Genomic DNA, 17987 nt, shown 5'->3' on the forward strand with positions numbered 1-17987 from the left:
TTCACAAAAAAAGAGCCAAATATCTATTGAATAAGTAAATAAAGTAATGAAAGTAGGCATATGTATGCAAAAGTTTATTGAATACAAACAAATCTTACAACAAAAAAAACTGTGGGAGCCACTCACGTATTTATTTTTTGGTGGTTTGACCACCGTAGTCAATATTGTCGTCTATCTTATTTTTCGTGAAGGGTTTGGTTTTTATTACCAGAAAGCGAATGTGATTTCTTGGATCGCTTCTGTTTTATTCGCTTACTTTACAAATAAGTTATGGGTCTTCGAAGCAAAAACAAAAACGAAGCAAGAGTCTTGGGCGGCATTTGGAAAGTTCATTTTTTTTCGCGTTATATCATTAGGCTTGGACATGCTCTGTATGTATTTCTTTATCTCAGTTTTAGCTACCGGCGATCTTGTTGCCAAGCTGGTCACCCAAGTCGTTGTTGTTTTGGCAAATTATGTGTTTAGTAAATTTTTGATTTTCAATACGAAAAAAAGTGAGAAAAAGTAAGCATATTTTTTGAACAAAGTCTGATAGTCTGATAATGTTACTTATGTAAACATTATCATTGAGGAGGATTTTTTTTATGACTTACACATTACCAGATTTACCTTACGCATACGATGCATTGGAACCATATATTGATGAAGAAACGATGCATTTGCATCATGATAAACACCACAACACTTATGTAACAAACTTAAATGCAGCGATTGAAAAACATCCTGAATTAGGTGAAAAAACAGTTGAAGAATTATTAGCAGACTTTTCTTCTGTACCTGAAGATATTCAAACAGCGGTTCGCAACAATGGCGGCGGCCATGCTAACCACACGTTCTTCTGGGAAATCTTAGGCCCAAATGCTGGTGGCGAACCTACTGGGGCAATCAAAGAGGCAATTGAAGAAACATTCGGCAGCTTTGAAGACTTTAAAGAAGAATTTAAAACTGCTGCAACTGGACGTTTTGGTTCAGGTTGGGCATGGTTAGTCGTTAAAGACGGTAAACTAGCGATCACTTCAACAGCGAATCAAGATTCACCATTGATGGATGGTCAAACACCTGTTTTAGGTTTAGATGTTTGGGAACATGCGTATTACTTAAAATATAAAAATGTTCGTCCAGAGTACATCAATGCTTTCTGGAGTGTTGTTAACTGGGATAAAGTGAACGAATATTTCGCAAAAGCTTAAACAAACTATTAGGAAGAAGCCTGTCTAAGGGCTTCTTTTTTGTTGATGGAAAGAAATTTCGTTATTGCTAACGCTTACATATTCCGCTATAATGAAATCGACGGAATCGTCGGATTATAATTATTGGAGGCTTTACACACTATGGAACATGGGAAAGTAAAATGGTTCAACAACGAAAAAGGGTTTGGTTTTATTACAGTTGACGGTGGCGATGATGTATTTGTTCACTTCTCTGCCATTCAAGGAGATGGTTTTAAATCGCTTGAAGAAGGACAAGAAGTTGAATTTACGATCGTTGAAGGTGCCCGCGGACCGCAGGCAGCGGAAGTGACCAAAGTCTAATTACTTAATTACAGAATCGACTGAAAACCTTGCAGCTAAGCAAGGTTTTTTTCGTCCTAGCTAGTTTCTGGCAAAACCATGAAGGAAAAGAATGAGAAAATTATTTCTTTCCTTCAAGTGAGGGATACTTTCGTTTTGTTTCATTTACATTACATTTTTATTAAAACAAAAGTTTTATAACAAATGAGATTGCTGTATGATATAAATTATGCGAAAATTTAGTCGATTGTTATTTTTATCGGACGAGGTGCAAGATGCGAAAATATCAAAGAATAGTAATAGGAACATTAGGGATTTTAGTCCTGGGAATTATCGGATTAACTGTGTACGGCTTGCAAGTTTATAAAGATACAAGTTCAACTTTTGAACATATTTCTAAACCAGTAGATCGAAAAACAAAAAGGCGTTCAGAAACTGTCAACATTGAAAAAAGAGAACCTTTTTCCATCTTGTTACTAGGAATTGATACCGGAGCTTTAGGAAGGACCGAACAAGGCCGTTCAGACAGCATGATGGTTGTTACAGTAAATCCAGAAAAAAAGCAATCTACGATTGTTAGCTTGGATAGGGATATATTTACTCAAATCGTCGGGTATGGAACGCTAGATAAGTTAAATCACGCATATGCTTTTGGCGGAGAAGCCATGGCAATGGATTCTGTGGAAAATCTTTTGGATATACCGATTGATCATTATGTGACAATCAACATGCAAGGCCTGAGAGATTTGATTGATGCAGTTGGTGGGATCAAAGTAACGAATGATATCGACTTTACGCTAGAGGGGGTTCATGTTCCAAAAGGAAAAATCACTTTAAATGGGAAAACTGGTTTAGCTTATGCACGCATGCGTAAAGAAGACCCAGAAGGAGATATTGGTCGACAGAAAAGACAACGTGAGGTTGTAACAAAAATTCTAAAAAAAATAATGAGTTTGGACGGAGTCAATAATTATCAGAAAATATTAAAAGCAGTTGAGAAAAATTCAAAGACGGATCTGACATGGGACGATATGCTGGATATCGGAAAAAACTATTTACCGGCTTTTACGACGATTCATCAAGAGCAGCTGCAAGGGGAAGGGCAAATGTTGAATGATGTCTACTATCAGCTTTTAGGGGTCAATCAGCTCTTACACATGCAAAATACACTCAGAGAACAACTGGCCCTCCCTCCAAACAATCAGCTTTCACAAGGAGATGAACATACGCAAGGCTATGTGAACTATCAGTTCTATGATGACAGTGCAGTGTTTTCCGATGGTGAGGATGCGAGTGAATAAAACCATATAGCTGTCTTTCGATCATTTGAGGGTGTGTCGCTTTACACATCTCCTTCAACTGTTTGATAGTATAGCGGAAACGATACATGGGCAACTGCTTGTGTGTCGATTTTTCGTTTATATGAAAGATTCCATCGCTTCAATCGATCTAGTTTTCCACAAAAACTGAAATGTATATCTTGTTTCACGAAATCAACAAATGAAAAAACAGAAGAAAGCTTAAAAAAACAATTTTTTCATGAAAGAGTGAAAATGAAATAATCTATCTGTGAAACATTCAGGCAGATATCGTTGAGTTTTTATAGTTTTTTCTAAGGATTAATGGATATTTTTTGTTTTTTCTGTTTCAGATCGAATTTTTTGGTAAAATAGGACAGTAGTCATTATAGATTGGAAGGATAGATGAGATGAAGAATTTGAAAGATAAAGTTGTCCAAGGGATACGTAAGGGGCCAGAAGAACCAAAGGCCAAATCGTATCGCAAATCTCATGTTCCATTTCGATTGAACTTTTTGTTTTTTATTATATTTGCTTTGTTTGTATCATTGATTGTCCAATTAGGCTATCTACAGATCGTCAATGGCGACAATATTGAGCAGCAATTGAAAGCTTCATCTGTAGTGGAAGTAAAAGGAAGTGCCCCTCGGGGGATGATTTACGATGCTTCTGGGAAAGCTTTAGTGGAAAATCAAGCCAATGCAGCAATCACTTTTACCCGTGGAAACAAAATGACCGCTCAAGATCTTTTAGAAACGGCCAAAAAATTGAGCGAGTTGATCGAAATGCCAGTCGACAAAAACTTGTCTGATCGAGATCTTAAGGACTTTTGGTTGGCAGATGAAGACAATCTTGAAAAAGCAACTGAACGATTGAGTGATGAAGAGCGTTCTTTAGGTACTTCTGAACAATATGCGGCAACCGTTGAGAAAGTGACTGAAGAAGAAATCAATTTTTCCGATGCCGAATTAGAAGCAGCCACGATTTTCAAGCGGATGAACAGCGCACAATCCTTGAGTACGGTCTTTATTAAGACGTCGGATGTGTCTGACCAAGAATTGGCAGTTGTTGCTGAAAACATGGTCGATTTACCAGGAATCTCCACCGGGACCGATTGGACACGAAAGATCGTTGAAGGAAGTTCTCTGGCTAGTTTGATCGGAACGGTGACTAGTGAAGAACAAGGAATACCTGAAGAAGTTCTAGACGAATTCTTAGAAAAAGGTTACGCACGTAATGATCGCGTTGGACGTAGTTATTTAGAACAGCAATATGAAGAAGTTTTACAAGGAACAAAATCCATCTCTGAAATATCGCTTGACAACAACAACAATATTGAAAGTCAAAAAGAAACCTTTGCAGGCGCAAAGGGGGATAATCTGGTTCTAACACTCGATGCTGAATTTCAAGCGAAAGTTGACAAGATTTTGCAAGACAATTTTCAAAAACTGATTGATTCTGGTGCTGCAGAGTATTCCCCAGGGGTATACGCAGTGGCGTTAAATCCGAAAACCGGCGGTGTCCTTTCCATGTCCGGGTATCATCATGACACGGGATCAAATGAAATGCAGGAAAATGCCATTGGTACCTTTATTAATTCCTTTGTACCAGGGTCCGTCGTCAAAGCAGGAACCTTGGCTGCCGGTTGGGAAAACGGCGTCTTAAACGGCAACGAAGTGCTGCTGGATCAACCAATCAGAATCGGCTCCGATGTAAAAGCTTCTATTTTCAACCCAACTGGGGCAAATAATCGCAATCTTTCTGCGGAGCAGTCATTGGAAGTTTCTTCTAACTCCTATATGATGCAAGTCGCTTTACGTTTGATGGGCATCAATTATCAGTCAGGCATCTCGATTCCAACAGTGGATCGTCAAGGGGATGTCTACGAAAAACTCCGTTCCTCTTTTGCCTCTTTTGGTATGGGAACTGAAACAGGTATCGACTTACCAGGAGAAGCAACTGGTATCAGCACATCCATTGAGAACATGGACCCTGTCAGTGATGGCGGAAAGATCCTCGACTTAGCATTCGGCCAGTTTGATACTTATACGACACTGCAACTGGCACAATATGCAGCAACTGTTGCTAATGGTGGCAAAAGATTGCAGCCTCACATCGTTGACGGAATCTACGACAATGATGAAACAGGCGGACTAGGTTCGCTGATTGAGGACATCGAACCAACGGTATTGAACGAGGTTGGTTTATCAGATGCGCAAATGCAAATTATCCAAAATGGTTTTTACGATGCGGTTCATGGAACGGATGCTTGGGCAACTGCCAAAGGCTTGGCTTCTGCGAAAATGGAAGTCTCTGCCAAAACAGGTACTGCCGAAACACCCATCGTGGATAGTAATGGCAATACCATCAGCTTAGTTAACTTAAACATCGTTGCCTACGGTCCAAGTAGTGATGCGGATATTGCGATTGCGATCGTGATGCCTCAATTAAAAGGAGACACCGATACGCATCCAAATATTCAAATCGCGAAAGAGATCATGGATGCTTATTACGACTTGTATATGAAATAAACAAAAAATCGCAGTGAAAGCTGCGGTTTTTTTAGTTTATAAGAATGCGGACAGAAAACCATCTTTTAGTGAGAAAGACTTGCTATTTTTGAATGATTGGCTTAGAATACTAGCGGTCAAGAGATAATTTTGATTTATACGATAAATAAAAAGATAAACTGATAATAAAAGGGGCCCAAAGCACAATCATGAACAAGGAATGTTTAAGCAAACAAGAACTGATGAAACAGTTGGGACAATTTACACCAGCTGAAAAAAAAGAGATTCGTGAATACTTGCAGCGGAAAAATCCATTGCTCTTCCGTAAATTTGAGCGAATGAAACACGATCTTTACCGCTTGGAATCACGGCGTGTCCAATGCGAAATTGAAAATAACGAAAAGGAGTTAGATCTTTTAAACGATAAGATCCTTTTGAAAAAAGAAGATTTTCTTGAGCTGTTATTAGCTATTCGAAAGAAAAGAGGGTAATGGATGGAATTTATTGAACTCGTCATTATCATTGCAATTCTCGTCACGTTATCAAATGTGGCGAGCAAAATATTACCCTCGGTACCGATCTTTTTTATTCAAATCATCTTAGGGATTTTACTAGGTTTAACAGAAATGGGACAGGAAATCGCTTTTGAACCGGAAATGTTTTTAGTAATGATCATTGGACCATTGCTGTTTCGTGAAGGAGAACGAGCAGATGTACCTGAAATCCTCAAAAACAGCAAGATCGTGTTGTTTTTGGCTTTTGGCGGCGTTCTAATGACACTGTTTGCTGTCGGCGGAACGCTCCATTGGTTGATGCCCACGATTCCTCTGGCTGCTTGTTTCGCTTTTGGTGCTGCGTTAGGACCAACTGATGCAGTGGCAGTCTCCTCATTAGCAAAACGTTTGAAAATTTCCAAAAACATTATGCACATTCTGGAAGGCGAGGGCTTACTGAACGATGCTTCAGGGGTTACCGCATTGCAGTTTGCTATCGTAGCTTTGACCACCGGGAGCTTTTCAGCAGCCAACGCAGGGTTCCAGCTCCTATTCTCTAGTATCGGCGGCGGGCTTGTCGGTTACTTGATCGTGTGGCTGAAACGCCGAATTTTGCGCTTTATTGAAAAAATCTCGGCACAAGATGTCACAGTATACTTATTGATTGAACTGCTCTTGCCATTTGCTGCCTATTTGCTGGCAGAAATGATTGGCGTCTCAGGGATTATCGCAGCCGTTGTGGCAGGTGTAGCCCAAGCCCAAAGAAAACGCCGGATCTCATTGTTTGATGCAGAGCTGGCGAACATTTCAGAAAGTACTTGGTCGACCATTGTCTTTACATTGAATGCATTGGTGTTTCTTTTTCTAGGAATCGAGTTGTCACAAGTATTTTCACCAATCTGGGAGAGCAATAATTATGCAAACTGGCATCTAGTGATTACGATTTTGGTGATCACGGCGGTGATCTTCCTTGTTCGTTTTCTCTTTTTGTTGTTTTACTATTGGTTTTTACAGTCAAAAAAACAAGTATCAATGAATCAAGTCGCCTTGTTGACTTTTGGCGGAGTCAAGGGAACAGTCAGTTTGGCAGCCATCTTTATTTTGCCTGTGATGGTGCATGATGCACCCTTTCATGAAAGAGGCTTGCTTCTGTTTTTGACCGCTTGTGTGATCTTACTGACATTGATCATCAGCGTGATGGTCTTGCCATACTTGGCAGATGGGGAAGCTGCCGAAAGCGTCGACTTCAATCACTTGCTGATCTTAGAAGACGTCATCGAACAATTGGAAGCAGAAGAAAAGCAGGAACTATCGGATAAAGGCCGTTTAGCGATCGATGCTGTCATCAATTCCTATGAAAATCGGCGCTGGGAGTTGTATCGCAATAGTTTGACTGATTCAGAAAAACAAGAAATCCAAGAAATTCAAGGATTGATCCTATCGATCGAACAAGACGGCTTGGATGAAGCTTATCGAAATGGGAAAGTCAGCTTAAATGGCTACCGTTTTTATTCACGGTTTATTTCTCAGCAGCAGCATTCCCTCGCAAAACAAATTCTCTCATTCTTTAGTTTTTGGCTCTTCTTTATTCAGCGATTTATCCGTATTTTGATTCATCCTCGCTTGTTTTTACAGCGACAGCAGCAGTTAAAAGCTGCCTTGAAGCAACGAGACATTTCTGAAGTACAAAAAATCTACTTAAAGAACAGTGAATATATTTTTCACAGTTTGAGCAATTTAGAAGATGTCTATGATTCCTCGCTGATCAATTTCTTTATTCGTCAACGAGAAATGAGCATCAAACGATTTGAACACAGCAATTTCATTGAAACGATCATGATCGAGCAAGACCCGATTTTTGTTAAGAAAGTCCTTTGGGGCTATTACCTTGAGCGCAAGACGATCGATGAATATGAAGTGGCTGAGAAAATCTCAACGATTTCTGCAAATGAATACCGACGCAATGTCAATCTGTTAGAATCGTATGCGATGTCTCGAGCAGAAGAACAGCCGAAGCAGCGAATGTTTCGCCGATAATACGTCTCAAGAGGCGCACAACTTGAGGCACGTTTTTTGGAGTGTCTTCGTCAGGTTATTCCTAAACAATGATCAACATCGATGATCAGAAGGAGTAGACTGACGAAGGCATTCTTTTTTTACAAAAATTGATTTTTTTCTCTCATCGTTTCCGCTGATGAAATGTGGTACAATGAGCGAAGAAAAAACTCAGGAGGGATTCTGTGAAAGAATTAAAAGTAAGTGAATTAACCAAAACATATGGTGAAAAAACACTGTTTGATCAGCTTTCTTTTCTGATACATGAAAAAGATCGAATCGGTTTGATCGGTGTCAATGGCACGGGTAAATCGAGTTTGTTACGGATCTTGGCCGGTTTGGATCGCGGTGATGGCGATCGCCAAACGGTATTTGCCGCCCAAGATTATCGCATCGGTTTCTTGACTCAAGACAATCAGTTACAAGAAGAATTATCTGTTGTAGATGCTGTTTTTCAAGGCACCAGTCCGCTGATTCGCGTTGTTCGTGACTATGAAAAAGCGCTGATTGCCTTAGAGAATAATGGCTTGGATCAACAAACGCAACGGAATTATCAGTTGGCAGAAGAAGCGATGAATAAAGCCGATGCTTGGAATACAGATACAACTGCCAAGATTATTTTACAAAAACTTGGGATCAATGAGTTAGAAAAAAAGGTCAGTGAGTTATCTGGAGGTCAAAAGAAACGAGTGGCTATGGCTCAAGTATTGATCGATGAACCAGACTTGTTGTTATTGGATGAACCGACTAACCACTTAGATTATGATGCGATCCAATGGTTGGAAGGCTATCTAAAAAATTATCGGGGTGCATTACTGATGGTGACCCACGATCGCTACTTTTTGGATCGAGTCGTTAATCGGATTTTTGAACTGTCTTTTGGCAAGCTGCATGAATATCAGGGCAATTACGAGACGTATCTTCATGCTCGAGCAGAAAGAGAACGTGTGGAGGAGACGCAAGAAGACAAGCGCAAGCAGTTGTACAAACATGAGTTGGCTTGGATTCGCACTGGAGCGAAGGCCCGTACAACGAAACAACAGGCACGGATCGATCGTTTCGATGATTTAAAAGAAAACCTACATCAAGTAAAACGAAACGGCGAAGTGGCCATTGATGTTGCTACGACACGCTTAGGCAAACAAGTCTTAGAGCTAAAAGATGCAAGTTATCAGATTGAAAACAAAACGATTTTGTCTCACTTTGATTTGTTGATTCAATCAAGAGAACGCTTAGGGATCACAGGAGAAAACGGTGCGGGCAAATCGACGTTGCTCAATATTTTAGCTGGTCGCCTGCCTTTAGAAGAAGGGGAGCGTACGATGGGCGTGACTGTGAAAATGGCTTATTATACGCAAACGATTGAAGCGATGAACCCTGATCAGCGAATGATTGCTTATTTGCAAGAAGCAGCCGAGGAAGTGCAAAAAGTGGATGGCTCCCAAGTCAGTGTCGCAGAAATGCTGGAACAGTTTTTGTTTCCGCGATCCATGCATGGCACCAAGATCGGCAAGCTGTCTGGCGGGGAAAAACGACGACTATTTTTACTCAAGCTATTGATTGGACAGCCAAATGTTCTCTTGTTAGATGAACCGACTAACGATTTGGATATTGATACCTTGACGATTTTGGAAAGTTATTTGGAAACATTTCCAGGTGCAGTCATCACTGTTTCCCATGACCGCTACTTTTTAGATAAAGTTGCCCAAAAATTGCTGATCTTCGAAGGAAATGGCAGGATTACGTCCTACTTTGGTTCCATCAATGAATATCTAGCAGCCAATACCAATAAAGCTAGTTCGAGTGTACTAGAGCCAAAAGAAACAAAAACCGATTCACTTTCTGCTGAAAGTGAGGCGTCTGCTGCAGCGCCTGTCAAAAAGAAACTGAGTTATATGGAACAAAAAGAGTGGGCGACGATTGAAGATGATATCGCGGCATTAGAAGAAAAAGCAGCCGCTTTGACCGAAGAAATGAATCATCAAGGCGCGGACTTTACTAAGCTACAAAAATTACAGCAAGAAATCAGCGAGGTTGAAACGCAACTGGCAGAAAAAATGGATCGCTGGGAATATTTGAGCGAATTTGTATAGAGTAAAGGAGAGAACGATGGAACAAGCATATTTAGATCTAGGAAGAAAAATATTAGCAGAAGGCAATGATAAAAGTGATCGTACAGGAACGGGAACACGCAGTGTCTTTGGTCATCAAATGCGTTTTGATCTGTCCCAAGGCTTTCCTTTGCTGACAACAAAAAAAGTTCCTTTTGGCTTGATCAAGAGCGAATTATTGTGGTTTCTAAAGGGAGATACCAATATCCGCTACCTGCTGGAACATAATAACCACATTTGGGATGAATGGGCGTTTGAACGCTATATTAAAAGTGATGCTTATACAGGTCCTGATATGACAGACTTTGGTCGCCGTTCATTAGTGGATGAAGCTTTCAATGAACAGTATCAACATGAGTTGAAACTATTTTGTGAAAAAATCTTAGCTGATGATGCTTTCGCTGAAACCTTCGGCGATTTGGGCCATGTATATGGGTATCAATGGCGGCATTGGGAAAAAAGTACGGGCGGGTTTATCGATCAAATCAAAGAAGTGATCGATATGATCAAAACGACGCCGGATTCTCGCCGGTTGATCGTCTCCGCATGGAACCCTGAAGATGTACCAACGATGGCGTTGCCACCTTGTCACACAATGTTTCAATTTTATGTTCATGAGGGTCGCTTAAGCTGTCAATTGTATCAACGCAGTGCCGATGTCTTTTTAGGCGTTCCCTTCAATATTGCTAGTTATGCGCTATTAACGCACCTGATTGCTCATGAAACTGGACTAGAAGTCGGGGATTTTGTCCATACATTAGGCGATGCTCATCTGTACAGCAATCATATGGAACAGATGAAGGAACAGTTGACTCGTTCGGTACGTCCTGCGCCAACCTTACAGTTAAATCCTGAAAAACAGTCGATTTTTGATTTTGAAATGGAAGATATTACCTTGGCAGGGTATGATCCGCATCCAACGATCAAAGCACCGATCGCAGTTTAAGTGGTTGTTTGGTTTCATTTCATAAAGAAAGGAATGAGGCGTAATGGTGAAACCCCACAAGCGAGGCTTTGCGGCGACCTTTCATCAGAGACATGCTGGATCGATTACTGTAGCGCTCATTGAGCAAGTCATCGATTTCTTGCATCAGCACTATGCTGCAGTTTGGCTATCCGTATCCGAAGAAACAGTGCCAGAGCTAAAGGAAGCCATTCGATCAAATCAGCAGTGTACTGCCATCTTTATACCAGCAAAAGGAGCAGCGGATGCCCGCAGAAGGCTTGTTGATGCTGCCCAGCACCACCTGCCAACTCTGGATTCGCTGCATATTTGTGATTTTGATCGCGTAGTGACGTGGATTCAGACCTATCCAGAAGAGCTTATGGCAGTTAGCAAACAACCGTTACCAGAAAATACGTATTGTATCCTAGGACGAACTGCAAGGGCGTTTGCGAGTCATCCGCAAACGTGGCAAAGAACGGAGCGCTTGATCAACGAGATCGCTGCTGACTTCTTTCAAATAGAAGACATTGATGTCGCAGCTGGCAGTGCTCTCTTTCCTATCTCCCTGATACCGACCTTGCTGAAAAACAACAACGCGCGTTTAAACGATGGGGAATGGCCGCGAAATGTCCAAAGAAGCGGCGGCACAATTGTTTACCAAGCCTGTGATGGCTTGCGCTTTGAGGAGCGCAACAAAGATCCATTTGAGCATGAATCAGCTTTTCAGCTGATGCAGCGGCTGCAGGTTGCTGCTATTATTTCGGAATCATTCTATACAGAAGGGATGTAATTTTTATGTTGATCGCACTTTGGGCACAAGATCAAAAGGGGTTGATCGGAGCGGATGGTACACTGCCGTGGCATTTGCCGAATGATTTGAAATTTTTTAAAGAGCAAACCATCAATAATACGATTATAATGGGGCGCAAAACCTTTGAAGGCATGGGAAAAAGATTACTGCCACAGCGTACGACGATCGTTTTGACGAGTGATCGGGATTATCAAGCCAACGGCGCCTTAGTGATGCATGACCGTGAGGAAATTTTGGCGTATGTGAAGCAGCAAGAGCATCCCGTTTTTTTAACTGGTGGAGCGGGTGTTTTTGAAGCGATGATTGACGATTGCGATCAATTGTACCGTACAGTGATCGCTGCGGAATTTAACGGAGATGTGTATTTCCCAGAGATTGATTGGACGCAATGGAAACTTGATCATGTGATCGATGGGATCGTCGATGAAAAGAACCATTATCCCCATCAATTTGAATTTTATCGTAGAAAATAAAAGAACAGGAAGCTTTCTGCAGCGAAAGTTTCCTGTTCTTTTTTTGTAAGCAGTGCTTCATTTTTAGGTATACAACAAGACGGAAAAGTACATCAGTCCAGCACCTAACATAACGAATAAGTGCCAAACCACATGCATGAACCGAACAGATTTTAAACTATAGAATAGCGCACCTACAGTATAAGAAACACCACCGCTTGCTAGTAAAAATGTTCCCCAGTAGCCTAAATGTTCGATCAGAGGTTTAAAGGCAATAACACATAGCCAGCCCATGATGATGTAGATCAGGGTGGAGATTTTTGAGACGGTCTCTTTTTTATGAAGAGTCAGTGACTTATAAACGATGCCGCTAATTGCTAGTAGCCAAATCAAGACAAAGAGTGACCAGCCAAGCCAGCCTTGGATACTAAGCAAGCAAAAAGGTGTATAACTTCCAGCGATCAGCAAGAAAATGGAGGCATGATCAAAGACTTGGAAGACCTTTTTTGCTTTGGTAAAAATCAAACTGTGAAATAAGGTAGAAAAGAGGAAGAGCAAAATCATCATCGATCCATAAATGGCATAGGAAACGATGTGGATAGGTGACCCTAGATTTGCCCCCTTGATTAAGAGAATGACCAGTCCTGCGATACTCAGTCCTAATCCGATCCCGTGGGTTACTGCATTTAATACTTCATTGACGATCAAATATCTGCGACTAAACTTCATGTGCTGCATTCGGCACCGTCCTTTCGAATCGAAATTAGATGAAAAAAAATTTTCTCTCTGTTATACTTAGTATAAATGGTCTGTGGTTATTTTACCACGAAAAAAGACTTGATTTAAAGAGAGAGTGAATATATGATGGCAAATCTTAAAATTGTGACAGATTCTTCCAGTACGATGGAACCAAGTGTCCGTGATGCTTTGGCTATCCATGTCGTGCCTTTATCTGTAATGATCGATGGTGTCGTTTATCCAGATGATGAAACGCTGCCGGGAGAAAAATTTATGCAAATGATGGCGCAAGCCAAAGAATTACCTAAAACTAGTCAGCCGCCGATCGGTCATTTTGTAGAACTGTATGACGAATTAGGCAAAGATGGCAGTGAAATACTATCGATCCATATGACCAAAGGTCTTAGTGGAACTGTGGAAGCGGCTCGTCAAGCCAGTCATTTATCAAAAGCCAAAGTCACCGTGATCGATAGCGACACGACAGACCAAGCGTTGGCTTTTCAAGTGATTCGGGCAGCAGAATTGGCTAAAGCCGGTAAGACACTAGAAGAAGTTTTACCAGAAGTGGATCTGGTGCGTGAGCATACGAAATTATTTATCGGCGTTTCAACGTTAGAAAACTTAGTAAAAGGTGGTCGCATCAGTCGCGCCAAAGGTCTTTTATCGAGCTTACTGAACATGAAAGTGATCATGGATTTTGATCATTCAGAACTGATTCCAGTCGTCAAAGGACGCGGCGTCAAGACGTTCAATAAATGGTTTGAGGAATTAAAAGCAGAATTGAAGAATATGCCAAAAGTGACGAAAATTGGTATTTCTCATGCAGAAGGGTTAGAAATCACGGAACGTTTCCAAAAAGAACTAGCAGAATTGTTTCCTGACTTGGAGATCCCATTGCTTCACACAACACCGATCATCGCCACTCATACAGGTAGAGGTGCGTTTGCGATCACTTACAGTACGGAATAAAAAAGGTGCTTCCTTTCAGCGATTCGTTTGACGACGAATCGCTTTTTGGTGTATGAAAAGCTGAAAGGAAGAAAAAGCAGAATGAAGCTGCGATTCTTTGTCTATTCAGAGAGTAGGGAGCTGTTTTCTTTCTTAAGTTTGAAGGATTGCGACTAGGAATTTTATGAGAATTTTGTTAAAATAGCAAAGATTACAAAGGAGTTTGAATACCTGTGAAATGGAAGAAATTAGTAACTTATTTGATCGTTGTGGGACTGATAGCCGTTGGAACGGGTGTACTGTTTCATTTAGCTGTTCCCAAAGCGCAACCACTGCTGACCCCTGTGGATAAGCTAGCAGCCAATGATTCGAAAAAATCCGCCATTGAATACCTCGCACTTGGGGATTCATTGACAGAGGGTGTTGGGGATGAAACAGCTCGGGGCGGCTTTGTGCCTATTTTGGCAGGAGATCTAGAGGACCGCTATGATCTGAGCAATTTAGTAACCAAAAATTATGGGGTCGCTGGTGAACGAAGCGACCAGATTTTAAAACGAGTCAAAAATGATGAAGACTTGCGCCAAGACCTTAGTCAAGCGGACCTGATTACTTTGACCGTCGGCGGAAATGACGTCTTAAAAGTGATCCAAAGCAATTTCTTCGGTCTGAGTATCGAGACGTTTACGGAACCGATGGCAGAATATAATGAACGCTTAAAAGATTTATTCGCTCAAATCCGTGAACTAAATAGCGATGCCCCAATCTATGTTTTGGGTATTTACAATCCATTTTATCTGAACTTTCCAGAGATCACCGACATGCAGACGATCATTGATAACTGGAATAAACAGACGGAAACGTTCGTCAATCAGCAAGAAAATGCCTTTTTTATTCCTATCAACGATTTGCTCTATAAAGGGTTAAGTGATGAGGTCGGTATTGCGGATACAGAAGAAGACGCAACTGAGGAAACAACACAAACAACCGACACTGGAAGTTTACCTGAGTCATCGGCGCCAAATGCTGATGAGACACAAAGCAGCACGTCGGCGACTACCGACTCATCGCAAGCTGTCGGGAATAATATCACCAACAATGTTTTGTATGAAGGCGACCGCTTCCATCCCAATAATCTTGGGTATCAACTGATGGCGAATGCCGTTCGCGATGAAGTGATCAAAACACAAAACTACTGGTTGCTAGAGGAGGAAGCAAAATGAAACCAAGCGAATCAACGAAGCAGTCGGAAAAAACAGCTGCAAGCACTAAAAAATCGATCAACTACTGGAAAATTGCTTTTCTAATTCTGGTCGGCATCCTTTTGGGGACAACGGTTTTCTTTGCTTCAAGAATTTTTCAGCAGCGAGAAACTGGCTTAAATGAAAGTGCTGAACTTGTTCAACGGGAGGGCAGTCCTGTTCTGACCGTTAACAGCAACAAAAGCCAAGTCAATCAATTGATTGATTTTTATCTATCTGATTTTCAAAAGGATCAAGAGGTAAAATATAATTTTGAGCTGAGAAACGAAGCACTCTTAACAGGCGAGTTTCAAGTATTAGGGTTTCCTATCACGTTTTATCTCTATTTTGATCCTTATGTGACAGAAGAAGGCAATGTCCAATTAAAAGCCAAAAGTTTATCGATTGGCACCTTGGATTTGCCCACCAGTGAAGTAATGAAAATGATCAAACGTAGTTTTAAATTTCCCGAATGGATCGATGTCAATGCCGATGAACAAATTATACTGATACGATTGGATCAATTCCGCATGCAAAACGGATTGTTCATCAAGGCAAACAAAATCAATCTTGTAGATGATGAAATTCAAATGAGCTTATATTTACCAGCTGAAACGGAGGATGAATAATGGAACGAGCAATTTTTGCAGGTGGGTGTTTCTGGTGTATGATCCAGCCCTTTGATGAACTCGAAGGGGTGCATTCGATTTTTTCTGGCTATACCGCAGGACATACCGAAAATCCAACCTATGAAGAAGTCAAAAGCCATCAAACAGGGCATACTGAAGCAGTAGAAATCATTTTTGACCCAGAAAAAATCAGTTTTGAAGAGCTCTTGACGATTTATTGGCAGCAAACAGATCCAACGGATGCTTTTGGCCAATTTGAAGATCGCGGCGACAATTATCGTCCGGTTATCTTCTATTTTAACGAAGAGCAGCGAAAAAAAGCCGAAGCCAGCAAAGCAGCACTTCAGGCTTCCGGTCGCTTTACCGATCCGATCGTGACTACGATCGAACCAGCGCAACCCTTTTATTTAGCGGAAGAAGAACATCAAGAGTACTACAAAAAGAATCCTGAAAATTTTGCTCGCAATCATGCCCGTCGAGCAGCCTTTTTAGAAGATCATTGGGAGCAAGAACATGCGTAAAAGTTTTTATAGCTATTTAATGGCAGTCAAAGGTCCGAGTCATACAGATGAGGCTCAGATCTTTGCCACTCATGCGAGTCATGATATTCAGTTTCCAAAGCACAGTGATGATTATGATGAAGTCTCTTCTTATCTGGAACTAAACGTTGATTATTTGCCATCCATGGATATTTTTGATCGTATCTGGGCAGAGTATCACGAAAATAACAAATAAAAACGTCCTTCGTTTTGCCTGCACAAATGCTCAGAACGAAGTTGTTTTTTCTCAGAGAGGTGTTGTGAATGAAAAATGTAACGACAAGCCGATATATCGTTTCTCTTGTCTGTGTCGCGATTTTGTCGGGAGGCGGTGTCTATTTATGGCAAACAGCCCAGCAAAATCAGCAGACGACACAGCCGGCGACAGAAACGACGACAGAAGCCAGCGGGATGGAGAAAATCCAGTCGTTGTATGACCAGATCCTTGCGAATTATTACCAAGAAGTCGATGAGGATGCATTGATTGAGGGTGCTCTTCAAGGGATGACCGATGCGCTTGACGATCCTTACACGACGTATCTAAACCAATCAGATGCGGATAACTTGGATCAGTCCCTCTCAGGAAGTTTTGAAGGGATCGGTGCTACTTTGTCGATCGTGGAAGACTATCCCGAGGTCGCACAAGCGCCAATCAAAAACACCCCTGCAGAAAAAAGTGGTCTGCGCATGAATGATCGAATCGTCAAAGTCGATGGGGAAGATACGCAAGGACAGGAATTGTCTGAAGTCGTGAGTAAGATTCGAGGGGAAAAAGGCACGCAGGTGACCTTAACGATTCAGCGTGGAGCAGATACCTTTGATGTGGAAATCACTCGGGACGTGATCCCAATCGAAACGGTCCATGGTGAACTGGTTGAAAATGATGATACGATCGGTCGAATTGATATTACCTCCTTTGCCGAAAACACAGCAGCTGAGTTGAAAGAAACGATCACCGAGTTGCGGGAAGACGGTGCGAAATCGTTTGTTCTTGATCTAAGACAAAATCCTGGTGGATTGCTGGATCAAGTCCAGATCATGGCAAGTATGTTTTTAGAAAATGGTCAAACGATCGTGAAGTTTGCCAACAATCAAGGGGTTGTCAGTGAGACCAAAGCGAGCGAAGCATTGGATGAAGGATTCAAAGTCACAGAGCCAGTCGTTGTTTTAGTCGACGGCGGCAGTGCCTCCGCAGCTGAGATTTTTGCTGCAGCCTTGCAAGAATCAGCGGATATCCCAGTCGTTGGTACGGAAACCTTTGGTAAGGGGACTGTTCAAAATGTGAAGGATCTGGGGGATAATAGTGAATTAAAAATGACGGTCATGAAATGGCTGACACCGAATGAAAATTGGGTCAACGATCAAGGTGTGATGCCAGACTATGAAGAGGATTATCCAGAATATGCATATTTCCCGCCATTACCTCGTGATAATGCCTTAAAAGCTGGACAATCGTCAACGGCTGTCAACAATCTGAATCAATTTCTTAAAGCGTTAGGGTATGCCACGAGCGGAGATACCTTCAATGACGAGACGACTGCAGCTGTGAAAGCCTTCCAAGAAGACCATGACCTAAAGGCAACTGGTGAAGTCGATGCCGACACTGCCCAAGCAATTGAAAAAGAAGTAGCAGAAAAACTCAAAGCAGAGGACCCAGCGTACTTAAAAGCACTGTCCTTGCTTTCAGAAAAATAAGTAAGGAATAAA

At 41.5% G+C, this 17987-nt stretch carries 18 protein-coding genes; 17 read left to right on the forward strand and 1 reads right to left on the reverse strand.

All coding sequences use genetic code 11. The features are described from left to right. Nucleotides 1–64: 64 nt before the first annotated feature. The 11 genes from P0G38_RS06175 (at nucleotide 65) to P0G38_RS06225 (ending at nucleotide 12209) form a co-directional block, all read left to right on the forward strand. Nucleotides 65–508 (forward strand): GtrA family protein, encoded by a 444-nt coding sequence (locus P0G38_RS06175; RefSeq protein ID WP_275854513.1) that lies wholly within the window; start codon nucleotides 65–67, stop codon nucleotides 506–508. Nucleotides 509–584: 76 nt separating this feature from the next. Next, on the forward strand, nucleotides 585–1190 hold the full coding sequence (locus tag P0G38_RS06180; RefSeq protein ID WP_060792203.1) for a superoxide dismutase: 606 nt from the start codon (nucleotides 585–587) through the stop codon (nucleotides 1188–1190). 141 nt (nucleotides 1191–1331) lie between these two features. Beyond that, complete coding sequence (locus P0G38_RS06185) at nucleotides 1332–1532, forward strand: cold-shock protein (RefSeq protein WP_005229578.1); 201 nt, start codon at nucleotides 1332–1334, stop codon at nucleotides 1530–1532. Between the two features lie 254 nt (nucleotides 1533–1786). Then, complete coding sequence (locus tag P0G38_RS06190; protein WP_074535133.1) at nucleotides 1787–2812, forward strand: LCP family glycopolymer transferase; 1026 nt, start codon at nucleotides 1787–1789, stop codon at nucleotides 2810–2812. Between the two features lie 407 nt (nucleotides 2813–3219). Continuing rightward, nucleotides 3220–5340: a peptidoglycan D,D-transpeptidase FtsI family protein gene (locus P0G38_RS06195; RefSeq protein WP_060792205.1), complete on the forward strand. Its 2121-nt coding sequence runs from the start codon at nucleotides 3220–3222 to the stop codon at nucleotides 5338–5340. A 188-nt stretch (nucleotides 5341–5528) separates the two neighbouring features. Beyond that, nucleotides 5529–5810 (forward strand): hypothetical protein, encoded by a 282-nt coding sequence (locus P0G38_RS06200; protein ID WP_010749375.1) that lies wholly within the window; start codon nucleotides 5529–5531, stop codon nucleotides 5808–5810. Between the two features lie 3 nt (nucleotides 5811–5813). Next, nucleotides 5814–7850, forward strand: a complete 2037-nt coding sequence (locus tag P0G38_RS06205) for a cation:proton antiporter (RefSeq protein ID WP_005229585.1) — start codon at nucleotides 5814–5816, stop codon at nucleotides 7848–7850. A gap of 203 nt (nucleotides 7851–8053) precedes the next feature. Beyond that, on the forward strand, nucleotides 8054–9961 hold the full coding sequence (locus P0G38_RS06210; protein ID WP_010749377.1) for an ABC-F family ATP-binding cassette domain-containing protein: 1908 nt from the start codon (nucleotides 8054–8056) through the stop codon (nucleotides 9959–9961). A 16-nt stretch (nucleotides 9962–9977) separates the two neighbouring features. Further along, on the forward strand, nucleotides 9978–10925 hold the full coding sequence (locus tag P0G38_RS06215; protein ID WP_275854524.1) for a thymidylate synthase: 948 nt from the start codon (nucleotides 9978–9980) through the stop codon (nucleotides 10923–10925). A 43-nt stretch (nucleotides 10926–10968) separates the two neighbouring features. Continuing rightward, nucleotides 10969–11715 (forward strand): hypothetical protein, encoded by a 747-nt coding sequence (locus tag P0G38_RS06220; protein WP_275854527.1) that lies wholly within the window; start codon nucleotides 10969–10971, stop codon nucleotides 11713–11715. Nucleotides 11716–11720: 5 nt separating this feature from the next. After that, nucleotides 11721–12209, forward strand: coding sequence for a dihydrofolate reductase (locus P0G38_RS06225; protein WP_005229592.1), 489 nt, complete (start codon nucleotides 11721–11723; stop codon nucleotides 12207–12209). 63 nt (nucleotides 12210–12272) lie between these two features. Here P0G38_RS06225 and trhA read toward each other — a convergent pair whose 3' ends face one another. Then, nucleotides 12273–12926 carry a PAQR family membrane homeostasis protein TrhA gene (gene trhA / locus P0G38_RS06230; RefSeq protein WP_005229593.1) on the reverse strand — a complete coding sequence of 218 codons (654 nt, stop codon included), beginning with the start codon at nucleotides 12924–12926 and terminating at the stop codon, nucleotides 12273–12275. A 126-nt stretch (nucleotides 12927–13052) separates the two neighbouring features. On the opposite strand from trhA, the gene P0G38_RS06235 reads away from it, so the two are divergent. The 6 genes from P0G38_RS06235 (at nucleotide 13053) to P0G38_RS06260 (ending at nucleotide 17975) form a co-directional block, all read left to right on the forward strand. Beyond that, nucleotides 13053–13895 carry a DegV family protein gene (locus P0G38_RS06235; RefSeq protein ID WP_026008095.1) on the forward strand — a complete coding sequence of 281 codons (843 nt, stop codon included), beginning with the start codon at nucleotides 13053–13055 and terminating at the stop codon, nucleotides 13893–13895. A gap of 212 nt (nucleotides 13896–14107) precedes the next feature. Next, nucleotides 14108–15094 carry an SGNH/GDSL hydrolase family protein gene (locus P0G38_RS06240; RefSeq protein ID WP_010749380.1) on the forward strand — a complete coding sequence of 329 codons (987 nt, stop codon included), beginning with the start codon at nucleotides 14108–14110 and terminating at the stop codon, nucleotides 15092–15094. Next, the gene (locus P0G38_RS06245; protein ID WP_275854534.1) at nucleotides 15091–15741 is read left to right on the forward strand and encodes a YpmS family protein; all 651 of its coding nucleotides are present in this window, start codon (nucleotides 15091–15093) and stop codon (nucleotides 15739–15741) included. Before P0G38_RS06240 ends, P0G38_RS06245 begins: the two co-directional genes overlap by 4 nt. Further along, a complete protein-coding gene (gene msrA, locus P0G38_RS06250) occupies nucleotides 15741–16262 on the forward strand; it encodes a peptide-methionine (S)-S-oxide reductase MsrA (RefSeq protein WP_005229599.1) in 522 nt (173 codons plus the stop codon). Before P0G38_RS06245 ends, msrA begins: the two co-directional genes overlap by 1 nt. Further along, a complete protein-coding gene (locus P0G38_RS06255) occupies nucleotides 16255–16476 on the forward strand; it encodes a YozE family protein (RefSeq protein ID WP_275854539.1) in 222 nt (73 codons plus the stop codon). Before msrA ends, P0G38_RS06255 begins: the two co-directional genes overlap by 8 nt. 68 nt (nucleotides 16477–16544) lie before the next feature. Further along, complete coding sequence (locus tag P0G38_RS06260) at nucleotides 16545–17975, forward strand: S41 family peptidase (RefSeq protein WP_275854542.1); 1431 nt, start codon at nucleotides 16545–16547, stop codon at nucleotides 17973–17975. Nucleotides 17976–17987 lie beyond the last annotated feature (12 nt).

Origin of the sequence: Enterococcus casseliflavus (assembly GCF_029215545.1) — a bacterium.
Taxonomy (GTDB): domain Bacteria; phylum Bacillota; class Bacilli; order Lactobacillales; family Enterococcaceae; genus Enterococcus_D; species Enterococcus_D casseliflavus.